This window comes from Polymorphobacter multimanifer (assembly GCF_014205635.1).
Lineage (GTDB): Bacteria > Pseudomonadota > Alphaproteobacteria > Sphingomonadales > Sphingomonadaceae > Sandarakinorhabdus > Sandarakinorhabdus multimanifer.
Window position 1 is genome coordinate 112,109 of sequence record NZ_JACIIV010000003.1, and the last position, 20,497, is coordinate 132,605.

18 protein-coding genes are annotated in these 20,497 nt (G+C 67.5%); 7 read left to right on the forward strand and 11 right to left on the reverse strand.

Features of this window, described 5'->3' with window-relative positions; translation table 11 throughout:
* Nucleotides 1-10 precede the first annotated feature (10 nt).
* The 4 genes from FHS79_RS02705 to leuD form a co-directional block, all read right to left on the reverse strand.
* Complete coding sequence (locus FHS79_RS02705; RefSeq protein ID WP_184194979.1) at nt 11-1,267, reverse strand: dicarboxylate/amino acid:cation symporter; 1,257 nt, start codon at nt 1,265-1,267, stop codon at nt 11-13.
* On the reverse strand, nt 1,264-1,917 hold the full coding sequence (locus FHS79_RS02710) for a DUF502 domain-containing protein (protein WP_184194982.1): 654 nt from the start codon (nt 1,915-1,917) through the stop codon (nt 1,264-1,266). Before FHS79_RS02710 ends, FHS79_RS02705 begins: the two co-directional genes overlap by 4 nt.
* Nucleotides 1,917-2,984: a 3-isopropylmalate dehydrogenase gene (gene leuB, locus FHS79_RS02715; RefSeq protein ID WP_184194985.1), complete on the reverse strand. Its 1,068-nt coding sequence runs from the start codon at nt 2,982-2,984 to the stop codon at nt 1,917-1,919. The genes FHS79_RS02710 and leuB overlap by 1 nt, the downstream gene beginning before the upstream one ends.
* Before the next feature lie 594 nt (nt 2,985-3,578).
* The gene (leuD, locus tag FHS79_RS02720; protein ID WP_184194988.1) at nt 3,579-4,157 is read right to left on the reverse strand and encodes a 3-isopropylmalate dehydratase small subunit; all 579 of its coding nucleotides are present in this window, start codon (nt 4,155-4,157) and stop codon (nt 3,579-3,581) included.
* A 70-nt stretch (nt 4,158-4,227) separates the two neighbouring features.
* Here leuD and polA point away from each other — a divergent pair, with 70 nt between their 5' ends.
* Both polA and FHS79_RS02730 read left to right on the forward strand, forming a co-directional pair.
* Nucleotides 4,228-6,984, forward strand: a complete 2,757-nt coding sequence (gene polA / locus FHS79_RS02725) for a DNA polymerase I (RefSeq protein ID WP_184194991.1) — start codon at nt 4,228-4,230, stop codon at nt 6,982-6,984.
* 43 nt (nt 6,985-7,027) lie between these two features.
* A complete protein-coding gene (locus tag FHS79_RS02730) occupies nt 7,028-8,029 on the forward strand; it encodes a phytanoyl-CoA dioxygenase family protein (protein ID WP_184194994.1) in 1,002 nt (333 codons plus the stop codon).
* A gap of 3 nt (nt 8,030-8,032) precedes the next feature.
* Here FHS79_RS02730 and FHS79_RS02735 read toward each other — a convergent pair whose 3' ends face one another.
* Entirely contained in the window at nt 8,033-9,547 is a 1,515-nt protein-coding gene (locus FHS79_RS02735; protein ID WP_184194997.1) for a lipopolysaccharide biosynthesis protein, read from the reverse strand.
* Complete coding sequence (locus FHS79_RS02740) at nt 9,534-10,031, reverse strand: flavin reductase family protein (RefSeq protein WP_184195000.1); 498 nt, start codon at nt 10,029-10,031, stop codon at nt 9,534-9,536. The genes FHS79_RS02735 and FHS79_RS02740 overlap by 14 nt, the downstream gene beginning before the upstream one ends.
* 85 nt (nt 10,032-10,116) lie before the next feature.
* Here FHS79_RS02740 and FHS79_RS02745 point away from each other — a divergent pair, with 85 nt between their 5' ends.
* From FHS79_RS02745 to FHS79_RS02760, 4 genes are all read left to right on the forward strand, one after another.
* A complete protein-coding gene (locus tag FHS79_RS02745) occupies nt 10,117-10,572 on the forward strand; it encodes a molybdopterin-dependent oxidoreductase (protein WP_184195003.1) in 456 nt (151 codons plus the stop codon).
* A 155-nt stretch (nt 10,573-10,727) separates the two neighbouring features.
* Nucleotides 10,728-11,417, forward strand: a complete 690-nt coding sequence (locus FHS79_RS02750; RefSeq protein ID WP_184195006.1) for a response regulator transcription factor — start codon at nt 10,728-10,730, stop codon at nt 11,415-11,417.
* A gap of 98 nt (nt 11,418-11,515) precedes the next feature.
* A complete protein-coding gene (locus tag FHS79_RS02755) occupies nt 11,516-12,370 on the forward strand; it encodes a FecR family protein (RefSeq protein ID WP_184195009.1) in 855 nt (284 codons plus the stop codon).
* A gap of 106 nt (nt 12,371-12,476) precedes the next feature.
* Nucleotides 12,477-14,723, forward strand: coding sequence for a CHASE2 domain-containing protein (locus tag FHS79_RS02760; protein ID WP_207792192.1), 2,247 nt, complete (start codon nt 12,477-12,479; stop codon nt 14,721-14,723).
* 1 nt (nt 14,724) lies between these two features.
* Here the strand turns inward: FHS79_RS02760 and FHS79_RS02765 are convergent, their stop codons facing one another.
* From FHS79_RS02765 to argH, 4 genes are read right to left on the reverse strand one after another with little or no spacing between them, the layout of a single operon-like run.
* A complete protein-coding gene (locus FHS79_RS02765) occupies nt 14,725-15,597 on the reverse strand; it encodes a UTP--glucose-1-phosphate uridylyltransferase (protein WP_184195015.1) in 873 nt (290 codons plus the stop codon).
* 25 nt (nt 15,598-15,622) lie between these two features.
* Entirely contained in the window at nt 15,623-16,888 is a 1,266-nt protein-coding gene (gene lysA, locus FHS79_RS02770) for a diaminopimelate decarboxylase (protein ID WP_184195018.1), read from the reverse strand.
* A 19-nt stretch (nt 16,889-16,907) separates the two neighbouring features.
* Nucleotides 16,908-17,144 carry a hypothetical protein gene (locus FHS79_RS02775; protein ID WP_184195021.1) on the reverse strand — a complete coding sequence of 79 codons (237 nt, stop codon included), beginning with the start codon at nt 17,142-17,144 and terminating at the stop codon, nt 16,908-16,910.
* Complete coding sequence (gene argH, locus FHS79_RS02780; protein WP_184195188.1) at nt 17,144-18,508, reverse strand: argininosuccinate lyase; 1,365 nt, start codon at nt 18,506-18,508, stop codon at nt 17,144-17,146. Before argH ends, FHS79_RS02775 begins: the two co-directional genes overlap by 1 nt.
* A 22-nt stretch (nt 18,509-18,530) precedes the next feature.
* Here argH and FHS79_RS02785 point away from each other — a divergent pair, with 22 nt between their 5' ends.
* Nucleotides 18,531-19,121, forward strand: a complete 591-nt coding sequence (locus tag FHS79_RS02785) for a TlpA family protein disulfide reductase (RefSeq protein ID WP_184195024.1) — start codon at nt 18,531-18,533, stop codon at nt 19,119-19,121.
* A 3-nt stretch (nt 19,122-19,124) separates the two neighbouring features.
* On the opposite strand, the gene FHS79_RS02790 is transcribed toward FHS79_RS02785, so the two are convergent.
* Nucleotides 19,125-20,414, reverse strand: coding sequence for a lipopolysaccharide biosynthesis protein (locus FHS79_RS02790; RefSeq protein WP_184195026.1), 1,290 nt, complete (start codon nt 20,412-20,414; stop codon nt 19,125-19,127).
* Between the last annotated feature and the right edge of the window lie 83 nt (nt 20,415-20,497).

Genomic DNA, 20,497 nt, shown 5'->3' on the forward strand with positions numbered 1-20,497 from the left:
GGGCTTTCGCTCAGACGGGCTCGTTGTCAAGTTTTTCGTGGTCGGGCGGTTCGTTGCGGGCGAGCACCGCGGTGGCGGCGACGTCGGCGGTGACATTGCCGAAGGTGCGGAAGATATCGGGCAGCATCTCGACGGCGATGAGCAGCGGCAAGGCCTCGAGCGGGATGCCCATGGCGATGCAGATGGGGCCGACCGAGGTGATGAAGCTGACCTGCCCCGGCAGGCCGACGGCGGCGACCGACACCGCGAAGGCAACTGCGGCGCCGGCGACGAGCGTGGCGAGCCCCAGCTCCATGCCGTTGAGATGCGCCACATAAAGGGCAACGGCGAGATTGGCCGGGGCGCTGGTATAGCGGAAAACCGCCACTGCCATCGGCAGCACGAGCTTGGCGACGGGTGCGGGCACCCGCAGCGGACCGGTGGCGGCGGTGACCATGGCGGGCAGCGAGGCGATGCTCGACTGGGTGCTGACGGCGACGACCTGTGCGGGCAGTACGCCGCGGGCGAAGCCGATGAGGCCGGTGCGGGTGAACAGGGCAAGCCCGTAGAGTGCCACGATAAGGATGATCTGGGTGAGGCTGACGACGGCGACATAATGGGCGAGGACGCCGATGGCATCGAGCCCGGCGCGGATGCCGACCTGGGCGGAGAGGGCGAAAACGCCGATGGGGCCGAGCCACAGCACCCAGTTGACCAGCGTGAGCATGGCGCCGGTGAGGCCATTGAAGATGCCAACGAGCGCCTTGCGCTGTTCATCGGGGAGCTTGGTGGCAGCCAGCGCGAACAGGCCGGTGAACACCACGAGCTGCAGCATGTTCGCCTCGGCGAGCGCCTTGAACGGATTGGTGGTGATGAAGCTGCGCAGCCAGGCGCCGAGATCGAGGCTGGTGGCGGCGGGCGGCGCGGCCTCCGCGCCGATGATCGCCTGGGCGGCATCGAGCGAGGCCGGCCAGACCGACAGCAGCCAGGGCACGAAAACCGCGCCGAAGATGGCAGTGGCGGCGATGAGCGTGGCGAAGAGCAGGAGCGCACGGCCGGCGAGGCGGCTGGTACGGGCGGTGCCGGCGGCATCGGCGATGCCGGTGAACAACAGCCCGATGACGAGCGGGATGACGACCATCTGCAGCGCATCGAGCCAGAGACCGCCGATGGGGGCGAGCACATCACCGATGGCGGTGGCGGTGTCGGGCGTGGCGAAGGCGGCGAGGGCGGCGCCGGTGGCGAGGCCGGCGACGAGCGACAGGAAGATGCGAAGCGTGAGGCTCAAGGCATCACCTGGCCGAGGCCGGCAGGAGCGATCGTGCCCATCGAGACATAGAATTTCGCCATGTCGTCGACGCCGAGCTGCGGGATCAACCTGACGGCATCGACACTGACGAACATCAGCGCGCCGCCGATGGGCACCGGGGCGGTGGGGAGCATGACGAGATGCTGCGGCCCCTGCCCCAGATCATAGATCTGCGGCGTGGCGAGCAGGCCCATGATCTCGACTTCGGGGCCGAAGCGGATGAGCGCCACCGCCATGCCCTGCAATTCGCCCGACGGCGCCTTGCCGACCATGCGGACGATCTGCGCCAGCGGGCGATAGACGCCGCCGACGATCGGCAGGCGGCCGAGGAGCCTATCGAACCGGCTCTGCAGGCTGGCGGCGCGCGACTGGACGAGGAGACCGAACACCCAGATGATGGCGAGCGCCAGCCCGAGGCCGAACACGAAGGCAAGTTGCGGAATGCGGGTGAACAGCATGCCCGAACTGGCGAAGAGGCCGCCGATGAGCGTGTCCGGCCCCAGCAGCGCCACCACATAGCCGGCGACCCACTGGATGAGGATGATGGTGATGAGCACCGGCGCCAGGAACACCAGCCCGGTGAGAAACGGGCCGATGATCCGCGAGGTCAGGGACTGGGGCCCGTGCATCAGCCGAGTTTGGCGAGGACGGCGTCCCCCATCGCAGCCGTGCTCATGGTGCCGCCGAGATCGGGTGTGCGGGCGCCGGCATCAAGGGCTGCCGACACAGCCGCCTCTACCCGGTCGGCCAGATCGGCGCGGCCGAGGCTGTAGCGCAGCGCCATGGCGAAGCTGAGGATGGCAGCACTCGGGTTGGCGACGCCGCGGCCGGCAATGTCCGGCGCCGAGCCATGGATCGGCTCGTAGAGACCGGGCTTCCCGGCATCGCCGATGGCGGCGCTGGGCAGCATGCCGAGCGAACCGGTGAGCATGGCCGCCTGGTCCGACAGGATATCGCCGAACAGGTTGTCGGTGAGGATGAGATCGAACTGGCGAGGGTTCTTCACGAGCTGCATCGCCATGTTGTCGGCGAGCATGTGGCTGAGCTTGATGTCGGGATATTCGGCGTCGCGAAGCGCCTGCACCTCCTCGCGCCAGAGCAGGCCGGCCTCCATGACATTGCCTTTCTCGGCCGAGACGACTTCGTTCTTGCGGGTGCGCGCCAGCTCGAAGGCGGCGCGCGCCACGCGGCGGATCTCGCTGCTCGTGTAGACATGGGTGTTGACGCCGCGGCGCTCGCCGTTTTCGAGCGTCTCGATCCCGCGCGGCTCCCCGAAATAGACGCCCCCGGTGAGCTCGCGAACGAACATGATGTCGAGCCCCTCGACGAAGATGCGCTTGAGGCTGGAGGCATCGGCAAGGGCGGCGAAGCAGCGCGCCGGGCGGAGGTTGGCATAGACGTTCATCGCGGCGCGCAGCTTGAGCAGACCGGCCTCGGGGCGATTGTCGAAAGGCTGGTCGACCCAGGCGGGGCCACCGACGGCGCCCATCAGCACCGCATCGGCGGCCTTGGCACGGGCGATGGTCTCGTCCGAAATCGGAGCGCCTTCGGCATCGATGGCGGCGCCGCCGAACAGCGCATCCTCGACCTGGAGGGCGAGGCCCTGCGCGATCAGCCGGCCCGCCACCCGGCGCGCGACGGCAGTGACTTCGGGGCCGATGCCGTCACCGGGGAGGAGGAGCAGGGTTTTTGTCATCCCTGCGGCATAATGGGGAAATGCGGCGCTGCCAATCCGCGACCGCCTGTGCCGACGAGAAGGCGGCTGGCGAGGCTGAACGCTGGCGTTTCGCGTTTGCCGAGCGCCGTTGCATGCAAGGAGAATCGGAGCGACCGTACCGACCAGTCTTTGGCCGACATTCGCATATCGACCGGGCGGGCGGCTGCCCGATACGATCGCTCCGCCAGGCCGTGATCAGGCGGCCCGGGAACCGTTGCACCTCTCGGTGCCGACCGGGACGCTGTGCCAGCTCATTGGCAGCACGAGCGCTGTTCCTGATCGTTGCAGCGGCGGTGTGCCAGCGAAAGCACGATGCCATTGCAAGGCGGCTGATCAATTGCCTGATCTTCCCGTGTGCCCCCGATCAATCGTACCGGCATGAGGAAAATCAGGAAGTCTGCTGAAGTCTTCCAAGGTTCCAGCTCGTCGTTGCAACGCCGGTGAGGGCGTTGGGCTGGACGTTCGAATTACCGAACAAAAGCATGTTACGATGATGTGACACCGCATTGCACTCTATAATCATGTTATGGCTTGCATGGCTGCCATGCACCAGGCGCATGGCTCGCATGTTGGTCAGATCCAGGGGCGGTCGGTTGCAAGCCGGCTTTCATGGGCGGCGATGGCAGGGGCCATGCCGATTGTCAGCCCGATTTCGTCGAGGCCATTGACGAGGCAATGCTTGCGGAACGGATCGACCGGAAAGGTGAACCGGTCCTGGAAGGGTGTCGTCACGGTCTGGTTTTCGAGATTGATGGTGACGGGGTGCTCGGTGGCGACTTCCAGCAATCGGTCGATCGCCTCCTGCGGCAATTGCACGAGCAGGATGCCGTTCTTGAAGGCATTGCCCGAGAAGATGTCGGCAAAGCCGGGCGCGATGACGACGCGGATGCCCATGTCCGCCAGTGCCCAGGGCGCGTGTTCGCGGCTGGAGCCGCAGCCGAAATTGTCGCCGGCGATGAGGATGGGGGCGCCGCTGTTGCGCGGGCTGTCGAAGATGTTGGCAGGGTCTTCCCGCAGCGTGGTGAACGCGAACTTGCCGAGGCCTGCGCGGCTGATCGTCTTCAGGAAGCGCGCCGGAATGATGACATCGGTATCGACATTCTCGAGGCCGAAGGGGATGGCGGTGCCGGTGAGCGTGGTGAAGGCTTGCATGGTGATGGCGATGCCAGAAGTGGACGCCGCGCGCTACCCTTTCGCCGCGCTGGCTGCTAGGCCGTTTTGCATGGGCAAACCGCATCTCTATCTCGTCGATGGCTCGGGGTTCATCTTCCGTGCCTATCATCGCCTGCCGCCGCTCACCGATCCGCAAGGGACGCCGGTGGGAGCGGTCTATGGCTTCACTGCGATGCTGTGGAAGCTGGTCAACGAGCTCAATGCCGCCGAGGCGCCGAGCCATCTGGCGGTGGTGCTCGATGCCGGCAGCCACACCTTCCGCAACGACATGTATGCCGATTACAAGGCCAACCGGCCGCCGCCGCCCGAAGACCTGCTGCCGCAGTTTCCGCTGATCCGCGATGCGGTGCGGGCCTTCTCGATTCCGTGCATCGAGGAAGCCGGGGTGGAGGCCGATGACATCATTGCCAGCTATGCCAAGGTGGCGCTGGCGGCCGGCTATGACGTGACGATCGTAAGCTCGGACAAGGACCTGATGCAGCTCGTCGAGCCCGGGCTCGACCTTTACGACACCATGGCCAACAAGCGGATCGACCGCGAGGCGGTGATCGAGAAGTTCGGCGTGCCGCCCGAGAAGGTGGGCGAGGTGCTGGCATTGATGGGCGACACCGCGGACAATATTCCCGGGGTGCGCGGCGTGGGGCCGAAGACGGCGGCCGAACTGATCGTGCAGTTCGGCGATGTCGAGGGGGTGATAGCCGGCATCGAGGCGATCAGGAAGCCCAAGCTGAAGGCGACGCTTGCGGAATCGATCAACATGGCGCGGTTGTCTCGCGAGCTGGTACGGCTGAAGGATGATGTGCCGCTCGCCGAGCCGCTCGATGCGCTCGGGCTGCGGCCGCCGCCGCCGGCACCGCTCGCGGCGTTTCTCGGCAAGCATGGCTTCAAGGCGATGCTCGCCAAGCTGAGCCGCGAGGGCGGCGATGAGGGCCGGGCGGCAACCGCCGCGGTGCAGGCCGAGCAGCCGAAATTCGTCCATGCCGATTACGAGACGGTGACGACGGCCGAGCGGCTGCACGCCTGGATCATGGATGCCCGGGCAGTCGGCGTTGTGGCGATCGACACCGAGACCGACAGTGTGGACCAGATGCGCGCGCGGCTGGTGGGTGTGTCGCTGGCCACCGCGCCCGGCTGCGCCTGCTATATCCCGGTCGACCATCGCTCGGGGGATGGGCTGCTCGCCGAGAAGGTCGACCAGCTGGGTTTGTCCGAAGTGCTGGAGGCGTTGCGGCCGCTGCTGGCCGATCCGGCGGTGCTCAAGGTCGGGCAGAACCTGAAGTATGACATGGTGGTGCTGCGCCAGCATGGCATCGAGCTGCTGGCGCCCTTCGACGACACGATGCTGCTCTCCTATGCGCTCGATGCCGGGCGGGGGCATCATGGCATGGACGAGCTTTCGGCGAAGCATCTCGGCCATACGCCGATCAGCTTCAAGATGGTGACGGGCGGGGTGGCCTCGGCCAAGGCGGACTTTTCGCAGGTGCCGCTGCGTGCCGCCACCGACTATGCCGCCGAGGATGCCGATGTGACGCTGCGGCTGCACACGGTCTTCAAGGACCGGCTGTGGCGTGAGCAGGTGACGCGCATCTATGAGCAGGTCGACCGGCCGCTGCTGCCGGTGGTTGCGTCGATGGAGATCGCCGGCATCCGGGTCGATCGCGCTGCCCTGGCCGGGCTGTCGGCTGCGTATGAAATCGAGATCGCGCGGCTGGAGGGCGAAATCCATGAGGCGGCCGGCGGGCCCTTTACCATCGGCAGCCCCAAGCAGCTGGGCGAAGTGCTGTTCGAGCGGATGAAGCTGCCTTCTGGGCGCAAGAGCAGCAAGACGGGGGCCTGGGCGACCGATGTGACCGAGCTCGAGCGGCTGGCCGAGAGCGGCATCGAGGTGGCGGCCAAGGTGCTCGAATGGCGGCAGCTTTCCAAGCTCAAGAGCACTTATACCGATGCGCTTCAGGCGCAGATCAACCCGAAGACGGACCGGGTGCACACCAACTTCGCGCTTGCGGCAACGACCACCGGGCGGCTGTCTTCCAACGACCCCAATTTGCAGAACATCCCGATCCGCACCGAGCTTGGCCGGCGCATTCGCCATGCTTTTGTGGCCGCCCCCGGCCATGTGCTGATGGCGGCGGACTACAACCAGATCGAGCTGCGCCTGGTGGCGCATGTTGCCGATGTGCCCGAGCTGAAGGCGGTCTATGCGGAAGGGGGCGATGTCCATGCGCTCACCGCGCGCGAGGTGTTCGGCGAGGTCAATCGCGACACCCGGGCGCGGGCGAAGACGATCAACTTCTCGATCATCTATGGCATTTCCGCGTTCGGGCTGGCGCAGCGGCTCGGCATCGATCGCGGCGAGGCGGCGCGCTACATCGACCTGTATTTCAGCCGCTTCCCCGGCATCCGCAACTATATGGCCGAGACGATCAACGCCGCGAAGGACAAGGGCTTCGTCACCACGCTGTTCGGCCGCAAATGCCACGCGCCGCTCATCACATCCAGGAACCAGGGCGAGCGGCAGTTCGCCGAGCGCGCCGTGGTCAATGCCCGCATCCAGGGCACGGCGGCCGACATCATCAAGCGCGCGATGGTGGCGATGCCCCCTGCCCTCGCGGCCGGCGGGCTGGGTGCGAGGATGCTGCTGCAGGTGCATGACGAACTGGTGTTCGAAGTGCCCGAGGGCGAGGTGGAGGCGACGACGGCGGTCGTGCGGGGGGTGATGGAGAATGCGCACCGGCCGCTCGTCGAGCTTTCGGTGCCGCTGGGGGTCGAGGTCGGCACCGGGATTTCGTGGGGCGACGCGCATTGACGGTGATTGACACGCCTGGCCGGCGCCGACAGGAGCTTGCCGCATGATCCGGATCAACACCCCCAATGGCATTCCGGTCGATGTGCCCGAAACCGACGCCGAAGATGTGTCGCCGAAGTTTGCGCCCGACCAGCTCGACGCGGCGCGCGACTATTATGAGGCGGAGGGTTATGTCGTCTTCCGAGGGCTTGTCGACACGGCGGCGTGCGACCGCATTCGGGCGCTGTGGGAGGCCGAGGTCAAGCCCTTCGATGGGCCGATGTACCGCCAGGCGACGGCCAAGGCCGAGCGGCATGTGAAGAACGGCCAGGGCTGGATCATGAATCCGATCCTCAACCTGCAGAGCGTCGACCCGACGCATTTTCCGGGCTTTCGCAGTTTCGCTGTCGAGAAGATCCTGACCGACCACCAGCTCGTCACGGTCGCGCGGCACTTTCTCGGTGATGCGCCCAAGATCGTGCAATCGATGTATTTCGAGGGCAATTCCGCGACCTGGGAACATCAGGACAGCTATTATCTCGATTCCGAAAAGGTTGGCAGCATGATGGCGGCATGGATTGCGGTGGAGGATATTTCCGCCACTGCCGGCCGCTTCTTCATCTGCCCGCGCTCGCACAGGATCGATCTGGGCGAGCAGGACATCTACACCAACATCGCCGACAACCATGACGTGTATATCGGCAAGGTCGTCGATGTGATCCGCCAGCGCGCCATGGAAATCCGGGCACCCCGGCTCATCAAGGGCGATGTGCTGATCTGGAATGCCTGGACGATCCATGGATCGCTCGCCAGCCATGACGCCGAGGCGGCGCGCAGCTCGATCACCTGCCACATGATCGCGGCACACGACCGGTTCCTGCAGCTGCAGACGCGGCATCTCGACCTGCCGACCGACGCGGTGGGAGGGGCGCAGGTGTTTCGGCCCAAGGACCAGGCGAGTGCTGCAAACCGCGCCATCCTCTGGGCGGAGAGCAGCTTCCCAGGCCCCTTCTACTGGCTCAAGCGGCAGGCGGTGAAGGCGGCGATCCGCGCCAAGGGGCGTTGAGGGTCAGGCCTTGTCGACGGCAACCGCGTCGTCGGTCGGAAAGTCCTTGCCGCGCAGCGATCGGGCGAAGAGCAGCCGATCGGCGCCCTTGAAGCCGAAGCGCCAGATGAGGCCGGCGAAGGTGCCGAGGATGGCGATGAGGCCGATGGAGAGCTGCACCGGCTCGGGGGTGCGCAGGACGAGCAGGCCGATGGCGAAGGCGGGCAGGCCGGCGAGGAGCAGCGACCAGCGCCAGCCTGCCACAGGATGATCGAGCAGCTTCGCCAGCAGGCGCGACTTGGCGACCGACAGGATGAGCACCGAAGCCGCGAGCGCTGCGGCGGCGCCTTCCCCGCCGAAGCGCGGGACGAGCAGCAGCGAAAGCCCGGCCTGGATGGTGATGCCGGCGAGCGACCAGCCGAAGTTGCGCCCGCGGGCGACATAGACAAGCGCCGACTCGGCGACGGCGGCCTGGGCGGCGAACAGCTCGGCCAGAAGCAGCAGCGCGAGGATGATGGCACCGCCGGCGAACACCGGCCCGAACAGTCCCATGCCGGCCTGGCCGGTGATGCCGAGCGCCAGCACCACGCCGAGCTGTGCGGCACTTACCCAGAAGCCGACCTGGCGGATGTGCAGCGCCACCTTGGCGGTGCGGCCGGCGGCGAGATTGGTCGTGAGGACGGGTGCGAGGATCGGGTCGAAGCTCGATTTGAGGCGTTGCGGCAGCGAGGCGATCTGCTGTGCCACATAATAGATGCCGACGATTTCGGGGGGTGCAAAGCGGCCGAGGATGAAGATATCGAGGCGGCGCGCACCCCATTCGATGATGTCCGCCCCGGCGAGTGCCATGTTGCGGCGGGCAAGCGTCCAGAGCCGGTCGATATCGAGCCGCCAGTTGGCGGGCGGCCCGAAGGCGCGCCATGCCGGCACCAGGCTGGCAACCACGGCGGCGATCATCGACAGCAGATAGGCGATGATGAGCCCATCGGGCTTGAGAAGGGTGAAGGCGAAGGCAAGGGCTGCAATGCTGAGGACCCAGGGCTCGACCAGCGAGCGGGCGCGCACCGTGGCGGCAATGTCGTGGCGGAAGGCCAGCGCGGCGAGGCTGATATCCGACAGCACGATCGCCGGGATGATGAGCGGGAACCAGCGCTCGAGCGATGCGTCCCCGCCGCTGGTGGGGAAGACGATCTGCGGCACGGCGACGAGGAGCAGGCTCCCGAGCAGGCCCGCGATGAGGCAGACGAGAAGGCTGTCGTAAAGCGTCGCCGTCTCCTCGCCCTCGCGCGCTGCCATGGCTTCGGCGAGGCCGCGCTTGAGCCCCAACGTGGCGAACATCGCCACCAGCTCGACCACCATCGTGGCATAGGCGAAGCGGCCGAGCGCCTCGGCGCCGTAAAGGCGGCCGGCGATGAACAGGAAGGGGAAGCGCGCCGCCAGCCGAAGCACATAACCGATGAAGCTGGTGCGGCCGCCACGAGCGAGGGCCGCGGTTTCCTGCGCTTCCTGCGCCGCGGTCCGCGGATCAGCTGCCGACATCGAGACGCCGGTAGCGGCCATGGGCATAGAGGAGCGACTCGCGCGACGGCTCGAGCCCGAAGCGCATGATCCGGCCGACCAGGATGCGATGATCGCCGCCATCATGGTCGGCATGCAGGGTGCAGGCAAAGGCCGCCTTGGCTTCGGCGAGCACCGGCACGCCGTCCCACTCCAGCCAATCGGCATCGGCGAAGCGATCGATGCCGCGCCGGGCGAAGCGGTCGGCGACCGGGCGGCTCGGTTCGGCCAGCACGTTGACGGCGAAGCGCCCCGAGGCACGGATGCCGGGCAATGCCGAGGCGTTGTTGGCAGGGCAGACCAGCAGCAGCGGCGGATCGAGGCTGACGGACGTGAAGCTGTTGGCGGTGAGGCCGATGCGCTGGCCCTCGCCATCGACCGAGGTGACGATGGTGACGCCGGTGGCGAAGCAGCCGAAGGCATCGCGGAGCTGCCGGGGATCGAAAGGCGGGGGTGTGGGAATCATCCCGCCCATGTCCTAGGGAAAGTGGACGGCGGGTCAATGCCGGGGTTGCGAGGCTGCGCGCGGCAATTTTGCATGGGAGAGTGCGATGTGGCGGATTATGGTTGCAGGGTTGGCAGCGATGATGGCGGCGCCAGTCGCAGCGCTGGGCGTTGGCCCGGCGACACCGGTGCCGTTGGCGGTCGACGGGCTGGCGCGGCAAACACTGGCATGGATGGACCATGGCAAGGCACGGACGTGCGAAGGCGTCTGGCTGCGCGATGTTCTCGCCAAGGCTGGCGCACCAGCGGGCGAGGCGCTGCGAGGCGATGCCTTGCGGATGATGGTGCTGGTGGAGGCGGCGGATGGCTACCGGGTGGTGTTCAGCCTCGGCGAGCTGGATGCGAAGCTGGGCAATGCGCAGCTGCTGCTGGCCGATGCCTGCGACGGGACGCCACTGGATGAAGCCGATGGTCCGCACAGGCTTGTGGCCGCTGGCGAAGCGCGCGGTGCCCGTTCGGTACGGCAGGTGACGCGGATCTTGCTGGTGCCGCTGACCGACTGATCGGCGCCCCACAACTGCGATCCGATCCCATACCGTCTTGCGCGTGGCAAAGATTGTAAAATCTTTGTGGCACCAATGTATCCCCCGCCCCGTAGCTGTTATTTGACAATTCGTTGGCGCTCCGTTCAAGGGGCGGCCGATACGGGGAGAACATGATGCGGCTGGCTGTTTTGGACGATGATCGCGAGCTTTGCGCGCAGGTTGCCAATGTGATGCGGGGGGCCGGTCATAATTGTTTCGAATTTCACCAGGGTGAGGCATTGCGTCGTGCGCTGCGGCGCGAGAGCTTCGATCTGCTGGTGATGGACTGGGAACTGCCCGATGTTTCGGGCGTCGAGCTGCTCGCCTGGACCAAGGCCAATCTTTCGCCGGCACCCCCGGTGATCATGCTGACCGGACGCACCGGCGACGACGACATCGTGCGCGGTCTCGATACCGGTGCAGATGATTATGTGACCAAGCCGCTGGTGCCGGCGGTGCTTCGCGCCCGGGTGGAAGCCCTCCTGCGCCGAAGCTATGGCGCCGGCGAGCAACCGAAGGTGGAGGAGTTCGGCGACCATCGCTTCGACCCGCTGACGATGACGGTGACCTTTCGCGGCGAACCGATCACGCTCACGGCCAAGGAGTTCGGACTGGCGCTCGTCCTGTTCCGGAACATGAACCGTCCGCTGTCGCGGGCGTATATCATGGAGACGGTGTGGGGGCGGAACCCGGACATTCCGAGCCGCACGCTCGATGCCCATGTTTCGCAGATCAGAAGCCGGTTGGCGCTGCGTCCTGACAATGGTCTCAGGCTGGCATCAGTGTATAGTTTCGGCTATAGATTGGAGAGGTTGGAAGGATGAGTTAATACTCTTTAAGAGTTATAAACGAATTTTTTCTGACCTTGCCAAGTAACGGCGGGGAACCAGGGGTGGCAAAGGGGCGCGCAATTGCAGCGATAATGCTGCTGTCACTGCCGATGGCAGCGCCAGCACTGAACCAGGCGACTGTCGAGCAGCGCTGGGTCGATGTCGCGCCACTGCGGTATGTCCTGCCATCAACCGGGACCTTTCACAGCATCGCGGCACAGGGGTTGATCGACCCCGGCGCGGCGCACCGTCTTGCCATGGCGAACGACATGCCGTTGGGCGCCAGGCTGCAGCGGGGCATGGTTGTCAGCGTCCCCGCGGCGCTGCTGCGGCATCAGGCGCTGCGTGCGCAGGTGATCGGTTTTGCCGGACAGGCGCGGCTGGGAAATGGCACGCCGCTCGTCCTCGGGATGATGCTGGCGGAAGGCGACATCGTCGAGACCGGCCCGAACAGCCATGTGCGCATCGAAATCGAGGGTGGCCGGCGGCTTTTGCTGCCGTCGCAATCAAGGGCAAGGATCGACGCGCTGCACCGGGTGGTGCTGACCGGCCAGATCAACCAGCGGCTCACGCTGCTCGAGCAGCAGGACCGGGTCGATGACCCGGCGGGCTGGCGCGGGATGACCTTCGCAGGCTGGGATGACGCGAACTCGCCCGCTGTCGATGCGCCGGTGGCGGTGGCCTCGTCGCTCGCCGGCGATACCGCCGAGATGGTTGCCAGCGTGACCGGGACGGTGCTTCGCACGATCAAGGCCAGCCACCAGCCGGTCCGGCAACAGGCCGGCTTTCTGGCCACGCGATCGATCGCGACAGCCGCTGTGCCGGCAGACGCTGCGCTTGCGGCACCGGCGAACGAGCCGGCGGTGGAGGCGTCTCCGGCACCGTCATCGGGTGACGGCATGCCGCTGATCGAGACCGAAACCCTGACAGCGACCTGGTCTGAATGAACTGCCTCGCCGTAGCCGAACAGCGCCGTGGCTGGCAACGCGGCCACGCTCCGGGTCGCCGATGATCACAAATCTGGGGCGTGGTGGACCGGGAGGCGATGGGCCAATGCATTTGCGAAGTCCGCTTGCCCAGATCGGTCCACTGTTGCGCGAGTGGCTGCTTGTGCTGACGCTGATGAGCTTCGCGGTGCTGGCGTTCGACAACAGCCGCGCACTGACGAGGCTCGACCAGGCCATCTACGATGCCACGCTGCAGATCATCTCGGTTCCATCGTCGCAGGATGTGCTGATCGTCGGCATCGATGATGCCAGCCTGGCCGAGCTTGGGCCCTGGCCCTGGCCTGCATCGCGGCACGGCGCCGCGATCGATGCCCTGGCCAAGGCAGGGCCCCGCGCGATCGGCTATGAGGTGATGTTCGACGGCAAGGTCGCCAGCGACGTGGTGTCGGCTGCCGTGCTGCGCGCACGGGCGGTGGGGGTTCCGGTTGCCATGCCGGTGCGTATTCGCGTGCCGGGCACCAATGGCCGCGGCCATGATGCCGAGCTGCCGCCCGAAGGGGCGCTGGCCGGGCACAGCACGGTGCGCCAGGATATCGATGGAGTCGTGCGGCGGCTCGATCTGGCTCTGGATGGGGACCAGCGCTGGCCGCATATCTCCGCACTTGTCGCGGGCCCCATGGGCGATGCCGCGATTGCCGGGTTGCCGCCGCATGACGCCACCAACGGCCGGCTCGAGCGGCGGGGCGAGCGGATGCTCGGCTTCCGCGGCCCGGCCGGCAGCTTCCAGGCGGTGCCGATCTCGGCCGTGCTTGCCGGCGAAGTGCCCGAGGAGTTCATCAAGGGCAGGGTCATCCTTGTCGGCGTGACGGCGGCAGGGCTCGGCGCGCAATTCTCGACGGCGGTGTCGGGACGCGGCGGGCCGATGTCCGGCGTCGAGATCGACGCCACGCTGGCAGCGGACCTGATCGAGGGCCGGGTGATCCAGGCGACGGGCCCGGGCCGATCGCTGGCGCTGGCGCTGGTGCTGCTGTGGCTGGTGATGGTCGGCATGCTCATCCTGCGGCCGGGCGTGGCCGGGTTGTTCGGCTTCGGGCTGATGGTGCTGTTGCTGCTGCTCGCTGCCGCCGGGCTGGTGCTGACCGGGCGCTGGGCCGAGCCGGCCGCCGCGGCGGTGGCGCTGCTGGCGGCGCCACCGGTCTGGGCGTGGCGGCGGCTCGTGGTGGTGAACGACTGGATGACGCGCGAGCTCAACACGCTCGGCGATTTCGGGCTTCCGCATCGGCGGCGTTTCATTGCGTCCGACCCCGTGACGCGCACGACGGAAATGCTGGCGGCGACGATCGACCGGGTGGAAGAGCTGCGCCGGCTTGCCGATGCAGCCTTGCGCGGCCTGCCCGATGCCACCGTGCTGGTGAGCGAGGGCGGCGCCATCGTGGCTGCCAATGCAGCGGCCGAGGAGCTGTTCGGGCCGGAGCTGCACGGCGGCGCCGTTGATGCGGCCTTTGCCGACAATGACCTCCCGCCCTTCGGTGCCAGGGCGCTGGCCGATCCGGACAGCCCCTGGCGCGGCGAGTTCACGGCGAAGGACGGCACCGCGCGCGAGGTGCGCTTCACACCGTGGCGCGATGCGGACGGGGCGCCCCTGGGCTGGATCGTGCGCTTTGCCGACATTTCGGCCCTGCGGCGCGCCGAGGCAGCACGCGAGGAGGCGTTGCAGCTGCTGACCCATGACATGCGGGCGCCCCAGGCTTCGATCCTGGCGCTGGTGGACCGCACAACCGGGTTGCCGACCGAGACGGCCGAGCGGTTGCGGCAGCTGGCGCGGCGGACGATCAGCCTCGCCGATGGCTATCTGCAACTCGCGCGCGCCGACGCCGGTGGCTATGCCATGGGCGAGATCGACCTGGCGGCGATCGCGACCGAAGCCGTCGACGAGCTGTGGCCGCTGGCGACGGCGCGCGGCATCCGCATCGTCGGCGATGGGCTGGAGGCGGAATCCATGGCCTGGGGCAATCATGGCCTGCTGCTGCGCGCCGTGATCAACCTGCTCGGCAATGCGGTGAAGTTCGCGCCGGCCGACAGCGTGGTCGGCGTGCGGCTGCAGGCCGATGCGCAGGATTGGCGGCTCGATATCAGCGATGCAGGCCCCGGCGTTTCGGTGGAGATCCAGGCGCAGCTGTTCAATCGCTTCCGCACCGGTGGGGATGCTGGCGGGGTCGGGCTGGGGCTGGCGTTCGTGAAAGCGGTGGCCGATGGCCATGGCGGTTATGCGCTCTGTACCAGCGTGCCTGGCGAGGGCGCCACGTTCAGCCTCTATCTGCCGGGCACCGCCCGCTCGGCCGTGGCCGCCTGAGCTATAGCGACCGCGCGCGCAGCCAGTCTGCCACGACCGGGCCGATGTCGGGGCGGGCGAGTGCCAGAGCGATGTTGGCGGTGATGTGGCCGGCCTTGTCCCCGCAATCGAAACGCTCGCCGGTGAAGGTGAGCGCGTGGAAGGGCTGCTTGCCGATCAGCCGCGCCATGGCATCGGTGAGCTGGATCTCGCCGCCGGCGCCCGACTGCGCGTCTGCCAGCAGTCCGATGACCTCGGGCTGCAGGATGTAGCGGCCGATGGCGGCAAGGCGCGACGGCGCGGTGCCCTGCGCCGGCTTCTCCACCAGCGCCCTGACTTCGGTTATCAGCCCGTCGGTGGTGCCAGGGCTGACGATGCCATAGCGGTGCGTATGCTCGGCGGGCACTTCGAGGACGGAAATCAGGTTGCCGCCGAGCCTTGCATGGGCATCGACCATTTCGGCCAGTGCTGGATTGGCAGGGTTCCAGAGCAGCTCGTCGGGCAGCAGCACCGCGAAGGGCTCGTTGCCAATGACATGGCGGGCGCACCACACGGCATGGCCCAGCCCCAGTGCCTGCGGCTGGCGCACCGAGAGGATACGGCCCGGATCGAGCACCATGTCGCTGGCCGCGGCCAGTTCGGCGGTCTTGCCCTTGGCGCGCAACGTCTCGACCAGCTCGTAGGCGATGTCGAAATGATCTTCCATGGCGCCCTTGCCCTGGGCGGTGACGAACACCAGCCGCTCGACTCCGGCGGCGAGCGCCTCTTCGACGGCATATTGCAGCAGCGGCTTGTCGACGACGGGCAGCATCTCCTTGGGCACGGCCTTGGTGGCGGGCAGGAAGCGGGTGCCCTTGCCGGCGATGGGGAAGACTGCAGTGCGCACGCTCGTCATCGAAAAACTCCTCATAGCCCCAGTTCTACAACCACGGTGCCCTTGCATCGAGCGCGAGCATCGCCTCGGGCTGGTTGCGCTGGCTCACGATTGCCCACTTGCCCCCCGAAACCATCACTTCGGGCACCAGCGGCCGCGAATTGTAGGTGCTTGCCATGGTGGCGCCATAGGCACCAGCGGTCATGAAGGCGATACGTTCCCCTGCCCCGACCGTTTCGATGTCCCGGTCCTCGGCAAAGGTGTCCCCGGTCTCGCAGATCGGTCCGACCACTGTGGCGGTGCAACGGTCTTCGCGGGGGCGCAGCGCCCGGATATCGTGCCAGGCATTGTAGAGCGAAGGCCGCAGCAGGTCGTTCATTGCGGCATCGACGACGACGAAATGCCTCGATGCCCCTTCCTTGGTGAGGATGACGGTGGAGACGAGCACGCCGGCATTGCCGACGATCATGCGGCCAGGCTCGAACATCAGACGCCAGCGCCAGCCGGCGGTGGCGCGCGCCACCATCGCGGCATAGTGCGCCGGGCTCGGCGGGGCGGGCTGATCGGCACGGTAGGGAACGCCGAGGCCGCCGCCGCAATCGATCCGCCTGATGGCATGGCCCGCCGCTTCGAGATCGGTGGCGAGCGCGCCCAGCTTGCGGATCGTGTCTTCCACCGGGCCGAGATCGGTCAACTGGCTGCCGATATGCGCGGCGAGACCGACCGGGCGAAGGTGGGACTGGCTGGCGGCAAGGGCAAAGGCTTGCGGTACCCGGTCCCAGGGGATGCCGAACTTGGCATCGGCACCGCCGGTGCTGATCTTGCCGTGCGTTCGGGGATCGACCGCCGGGTTGATGCGGATGGCGACCTCGACGGTCTTGCCCAGCGTCTCCGCGACGGCGCCGAGCATCAGGATCTCGGCCTCGGACTCGATGTTGAACTGCAGGATGCCGGCTTCCACCCCGGCGCGCAGCTCAGGCAACTGCTTGCCGACGCCCGAGAAGACGATCCGCTCGGGCGGCACGCCGGCGGCAAGGGCGCGCGCCAGCTCGCCGCCCGACACGACATCGGCCCCTGCCCCCAGCCGCGCCAGCGTCGCGAGGACGGACAGGTTGGGATTGGCCTTGACGGCGAAGGCCACAAGCGGATTGCCATCGGTGAGCCCCGACACGGCGGCGGCAAACACATTGTAATGCCGTTCGATCGTCGCCGTGCTGTACACATAGACTGGCGTGCCGACTTCGTTGGCGAGCAGCTCGAGGCTGACATCCTCGGCGTGCATCACGCCGTCCCTGATGGTGAAATGGTCCATGATCGTCTCGGCGGTCGTGTCAGCGGGGGGGCGGCAGGTTGAAGCGATCGTCGGGGCGGTCCTGCGACTGCAGCAGCGGATCATCGACGCGGCCGGGGATGGCCTGGGGCGGCAGCTTGAGCATTTCGTCGGGGGTGAGCGCGCGAATGGCATCGGCGGGTTTTTGCGGCGGCGTGGCGGGCGGCACGGGGCGCAGCGCCCCCTGCTTGCCGCAAGCGGCCAGCGCCAGCAGCGCCACCAGCAGCAGCGGCCGCATCACAGCCGCACCCGCGCCGCAGCGATGGCGGCGCGCACATTGGCAGGAGCGGTGCCGCCGAAGCTGGTGCGACTGGCGACCGACGCCTCGACGCTGAGTACATTGCGCACCGCCGGGGTGATCCGGGGGTCGATCGCGGCGAGATCGGCATCCGAAAGCCCGTCGAGATCGGTGCCGGCAGCCTCGGCGGCGCGAACGGCGCGGCCGGTGATGTCATGCGCCTCGCGGAACGGCACGCCGGCCTCGCGCACTAGCCAGTCGGCGAGGTCGGTGGCGGTGCTGAAGCCGGCAGCCGCGGCGGCGCGCATCCGGGCGGTGTTGAAGCCGATCGTCGCCACCATGCCGGTCATCGCCGTCAGGCACAGCCCGAGCGTGTCGTGCGCCTCGAAGACCGGCGGCTTGTCGTCCTGCATGTCCTTCGAATAGGCGAGCGGCAGGCCCTTCATGATCACCGCCAGCCGCTGGAAATTGCCGAGCAGCAACCCGGACTTGGCGCGCACCAGCTCGGCGGCATCGGGGTTGCGTTTTTGCGGCATGATCGAGCTGCCCGTCGACCAGGCATCGGGCAGCGTGATGAAGCCATAGGGCTGGCTTGCCCAGATGATCAGCTCTTCGGCGAGCCGCGACAGGTGCAGCCCTGCCATTGCTGCGGCCGACAGGTAATCGAGTGCAAAATCGCGGTCCGACACCGAATCGAGGCTGTTGGCGGTGGGCCGCGCGAAGCCGAGTGCAGCCGCGGTGGCATCGCGATCGACCGGGAAGCCGGTGCCGGCAAGCGCTGCGCTGCCGAGCGGGCACTCGTTCATCCGGGCCGCGGCATCGGCGAAGCGCGAGCGATCGCGCAGCGCCATCTCGACATAGGCCATCAGGTGATGCCCGAGGGTGACGGGCTGGGCGATCTGCAGATGGGTGAAGCCGGGGAGGATGGTGTCGGCATGCTGCTCGGCGCGCGCCAGCAGCGCTTCGATGAAGGCCAGCAGCGCTGCATCGACCTCGGTGCAGGCGGATCGCACCCAGAGCCGGAAATCGGTCGCCACCTGGTCGTTGCGCGACCGCGCGGTGTGCAGGCGGCCGGCACCGGGGCCGATCAGCGCCCGCAACCGAGTCTCGACGGTCATGTGGATATCTTCGAGGGCGATATCCTCGGGCACGCCATCGGCGGCATATTCGGCCTCGATCTGCGCCAGGCCGCCGAGAATGGCGTCGACATCAGCGATGGGGATGATGCCCTGCGCGCCGAGCATCGTCGCATGCGCACGGCTGCCGGCAAGGTCCTGTTGCCACAGCCGCTTGTCGGTGCCGATCGAGGCGTTTATCTCCGCCATCACGGCTGCGGGTCCAGCGCCGAAACGGCCGCCCCACAGCGGATTGGAAGAGGGTTCCGACATGACGGCGAAAAGGCTCCTGATGGTGGCGGCACTCGTGCTTTCGACAAGCGCCTGTGGTGATGGCGGCGATAAGGGAAAGACCGGGGCACCGCAAGCGAACCCGGAAACGGCTGCGGCGCCAAAGGCCGCAGGCGACCTCATGCTCAACGCGATCGACCGGCGCGCCGCCGGCACCGCCGCACCCGATGTGCGGCTCGAGCTGCCGGGCGAGGGCGAGACGAGCCTCGCCAAGGTGATCGCCGGCGCCGGCGGCAAGCGGGTGCTGGTGAACCTCTGGGCCACCTGGTGCCCGCCCTGCCTTGCGGAAATGCCCGAGCTCGACGCGCTGGCCGGGGACAAGGCAGACACGCTGCTGGTGGTGCCGGTAAGCCAGGACATGGAAGGCTGGCAGGCGGTGAACGGCTTCTTTGCTCCCGGAAAGTTCAAGGTGCTGACGCCGGTGCTCGACCAGCCGGGGTCACTCGGCGAGGCGCTCAAGGTGAAGGGGCTGCCGATGAGCGTGCTCTACGGCGCCGATGGCAAGGAGATCTGGCGGGTGGCCGGCACGCCCGATTGGGCGAGTGCCGCGATCCGGGCCGAGGTGGGCTGAGTTTCAGCCGGCCGGCGGCGGGCTGCGGGGAATGTAGCGCCGCGCGCCGATATAATTCGCGATGTTGCGCACAGTGGCGGTGGTGGCATGGGCAATCGCCGCGCCGGTGAGCCCGAGGATCGGCACGAGGATCAGCGCCAGCGCAACCAGCAGGACCACGCCGAAAACGGTGGTAAGGAACAGCACGCGCTCATGCCCGGCCATGCTGAGCAGCCCGCCGACCGGGCCGGTGATCGCCTTGCTCGCCTGGCCGAGCGAAAGGATGGCGAGCGCCGGGGCGGCAACGACAAAGGCCGGGCCGAAGGCGACCGACAGCAGCTGCTCGGGGAATATGACGCAGATCAGCATCAACGGACCGAAGGCGAGCGCCATGGCGAGCGAGGCGCGGCGGTGGCGCGACCAGACCAGATCGGGCCGGCCGGCGCGAATGTCTCCGGCCACCTTGGCGGCCAGATAGGTCTCGCCGGTCGTCAGCACCAGCGTGAGCGCCAGCACGATCTGCATGGCCACGCGCATGGCGCCCATGTCGGCAGCGCTCGCAGCACCGGCGATGAGCGCCAGCAACAACCAGTCCGAGAACATCTGCATCCCCTGGGTGGCCATCATCGGCAGCCCGGCCGCGGTCAGTGCCTTGCCATCGGCGGGCGACGCGGATTCCCATTTCCGGGCGACGCTGCGGATCATCAGCCAGATCAAGGCCACCGCGACCAGCTGGCAGCCGAAGAAGAACAGCACGGCGGCGCGCGCATCGATCTCGACGCCGCGCCACGCCAGTGCGGCCACCAGCCCTGCGAACAACAGGCTGTTGAAGCCTTCGAAAAACTGGCCGGCGACGGGCTTGCCGATGCCGCGCAGCACGCCAAGGCCGAGCTTGTGGAGGGCCGCCGAACCGATGCCGAGCCCGGCCGCGATCAGCGCATTCGAATCGACCGCCAGTCGCATGGCGATGGGTGTTGTCGCGGCAAGCACGGTCCAGCCCACCGAAAGGCCGAGGCCCGCCACAAGCATCCGGCGTTGCACATAGGAGAGAATGCCGGCGGCCGATACGCTGTCCTTCTGGCGGAGAGCACCGGCGATTTCGCGCAGGGCGACAAAATCGAGCCCGCGCATCGCGACAAGGCCGATGAGCGTTGCGGTGACCACCGCGAAGCCATAGTCGCCCACCACCGCGGGGCCGGCGTGCCGCGCCAGAAGGGCCGTGGCCACAAAGGCCGCAACTGCGTTGATGCCCTTGAAGGCATAGGCCGGCACCGCCGGCGAAGCGAGGCGCTTGAGAATGTTGGAGGCGGACATCGGCGCCTGCCTAGAGGCTTTGCCTGACCAAGGGAACCGCCCACACAGTGCCTGCGTTCGGCGGTCCTGACCGGCGCTGCGTG

What these genes read in the sequence shown, in the direction of transcription:
- FHS79_RS02710 (WP_184194982.1), bottom strand. Translation starts at nt 1,917, where the DNA reads ATGCACGGGCCCCAGTCCCTGACCTCGCGGATCATCGGCCCGTTTCTC.
- leuB (WP_184194985.1), bottom strand. Translation starts at nt 2,984, where the DNA reads ATGACAAAAACCCTGCTCCTCCTCCCCGGTGACGGCATCGGCCCCGAA.
- leuD (WP_184194988.1), bottom strand. Translation starts at nt 4,157, where the DNA reads ATGCAAGCCTTCACCACGCTCACCGGCACCGCCATCCCCTTCGGCCTC.
- polA (WP_184194991.1), top strand. Translation starts at nt 4,228, where the DNA reads ATGGGCAAACCGCATCTCTATCTCGTCGATGGCTCGGGGTTCATCTTC.
- FHS79_RS02730 (WP_184194994.1), top strand. Translation starts at nt 7,028, where the DNA reads ATGATCCGGATCAACACCCCCAATGGCATTCCGGTCGATGTGCCCGAA.
- FHS79_RS02735 (WP_184194997.1), bottom strand. Translation starts at nt 9,547, where the DNA reads ATGTCGGCAGCTGATCCGCGGACCGCGGCGCAGGAAGCGCAGGAAACC.
- FHS79_RS02740 (WP_184195000.1), bottom strand. Translation starts at nt 10,031, where the DNA reads ATGATTCCCACACCCCCGCCTTTCGATCCCCGGCAGCTCCGCGATGCC.
- FHS79_RS02745 (WP_184195003.1), top strand. Translation starts at nt 10,117, where the DNA reads ATGTGGCGGATTATGGTTGCAGGGTTGGCAGCGATGATGGCGGCGCCA.
- FHS79_RS02750 (WP_184195006.1), top strand. Translation starts at nt 10,728, where the DNA reads ATGCGGCTGGCTGTTTTGGACGATGATCGCGAGCTTTGCGCGCAGGTT.
- FHS79_RS02755 (WP_184195009.1), top strand. Translation starts at nt 11,516, where the DNA reads ATGCTGCTGTCACTGCCGATGGCAGCGCCAGCACTGAACCAGGCGACT.
- FHS79_RS02760 (WP_207792192.1), top strand. Translation starts at nt 12,477, where the DNA reads ATGCATTTGCGAAGTCCGCTTGCCCAGATCGGTCCACTGTTGCGCGAG.
- FHS79_RS02765 (WP_184195015.1), bottom strand. Translation starts at nt 15,597, where the DNA reads ATGACGAGCGTGCGCACTGCAGTCTTCCCCATCGCCGGCAAGGGCACC.
- lysA (WP_184195018.1), bottom strand. Translation starts at nt 16,888, where the DNA reads ATGGACCATTTCACCATCAGGGACGGCGTGATGCACGCCGAGGATGTC.
- FHS79_RS02775 (WP_184195021.1), bottom strand. Translation starts at nt 17,144, where the DNA reads ATGCGGCCGCTGCTGCTGGTGGCGCTGCTGGCGCTGGCCGCTTGCGGC.
- FHS79_RS02785 (WP_184195024.1), top strand. Translation starts at nt 18,531, where the DNA reads ATGACGGCGAAAAGGCTCCTGATGGTGGCGGCACTCGTGCTTTCGACA.
- FHS79_RS02790 (WP_184195026.1), bottom strand. Translation starts at nt 20,414, where the DNA reads ATGTCCGCCTCCAACATTCTCAAGCGCCTCGCTTCGCCGGCGGTGCCG.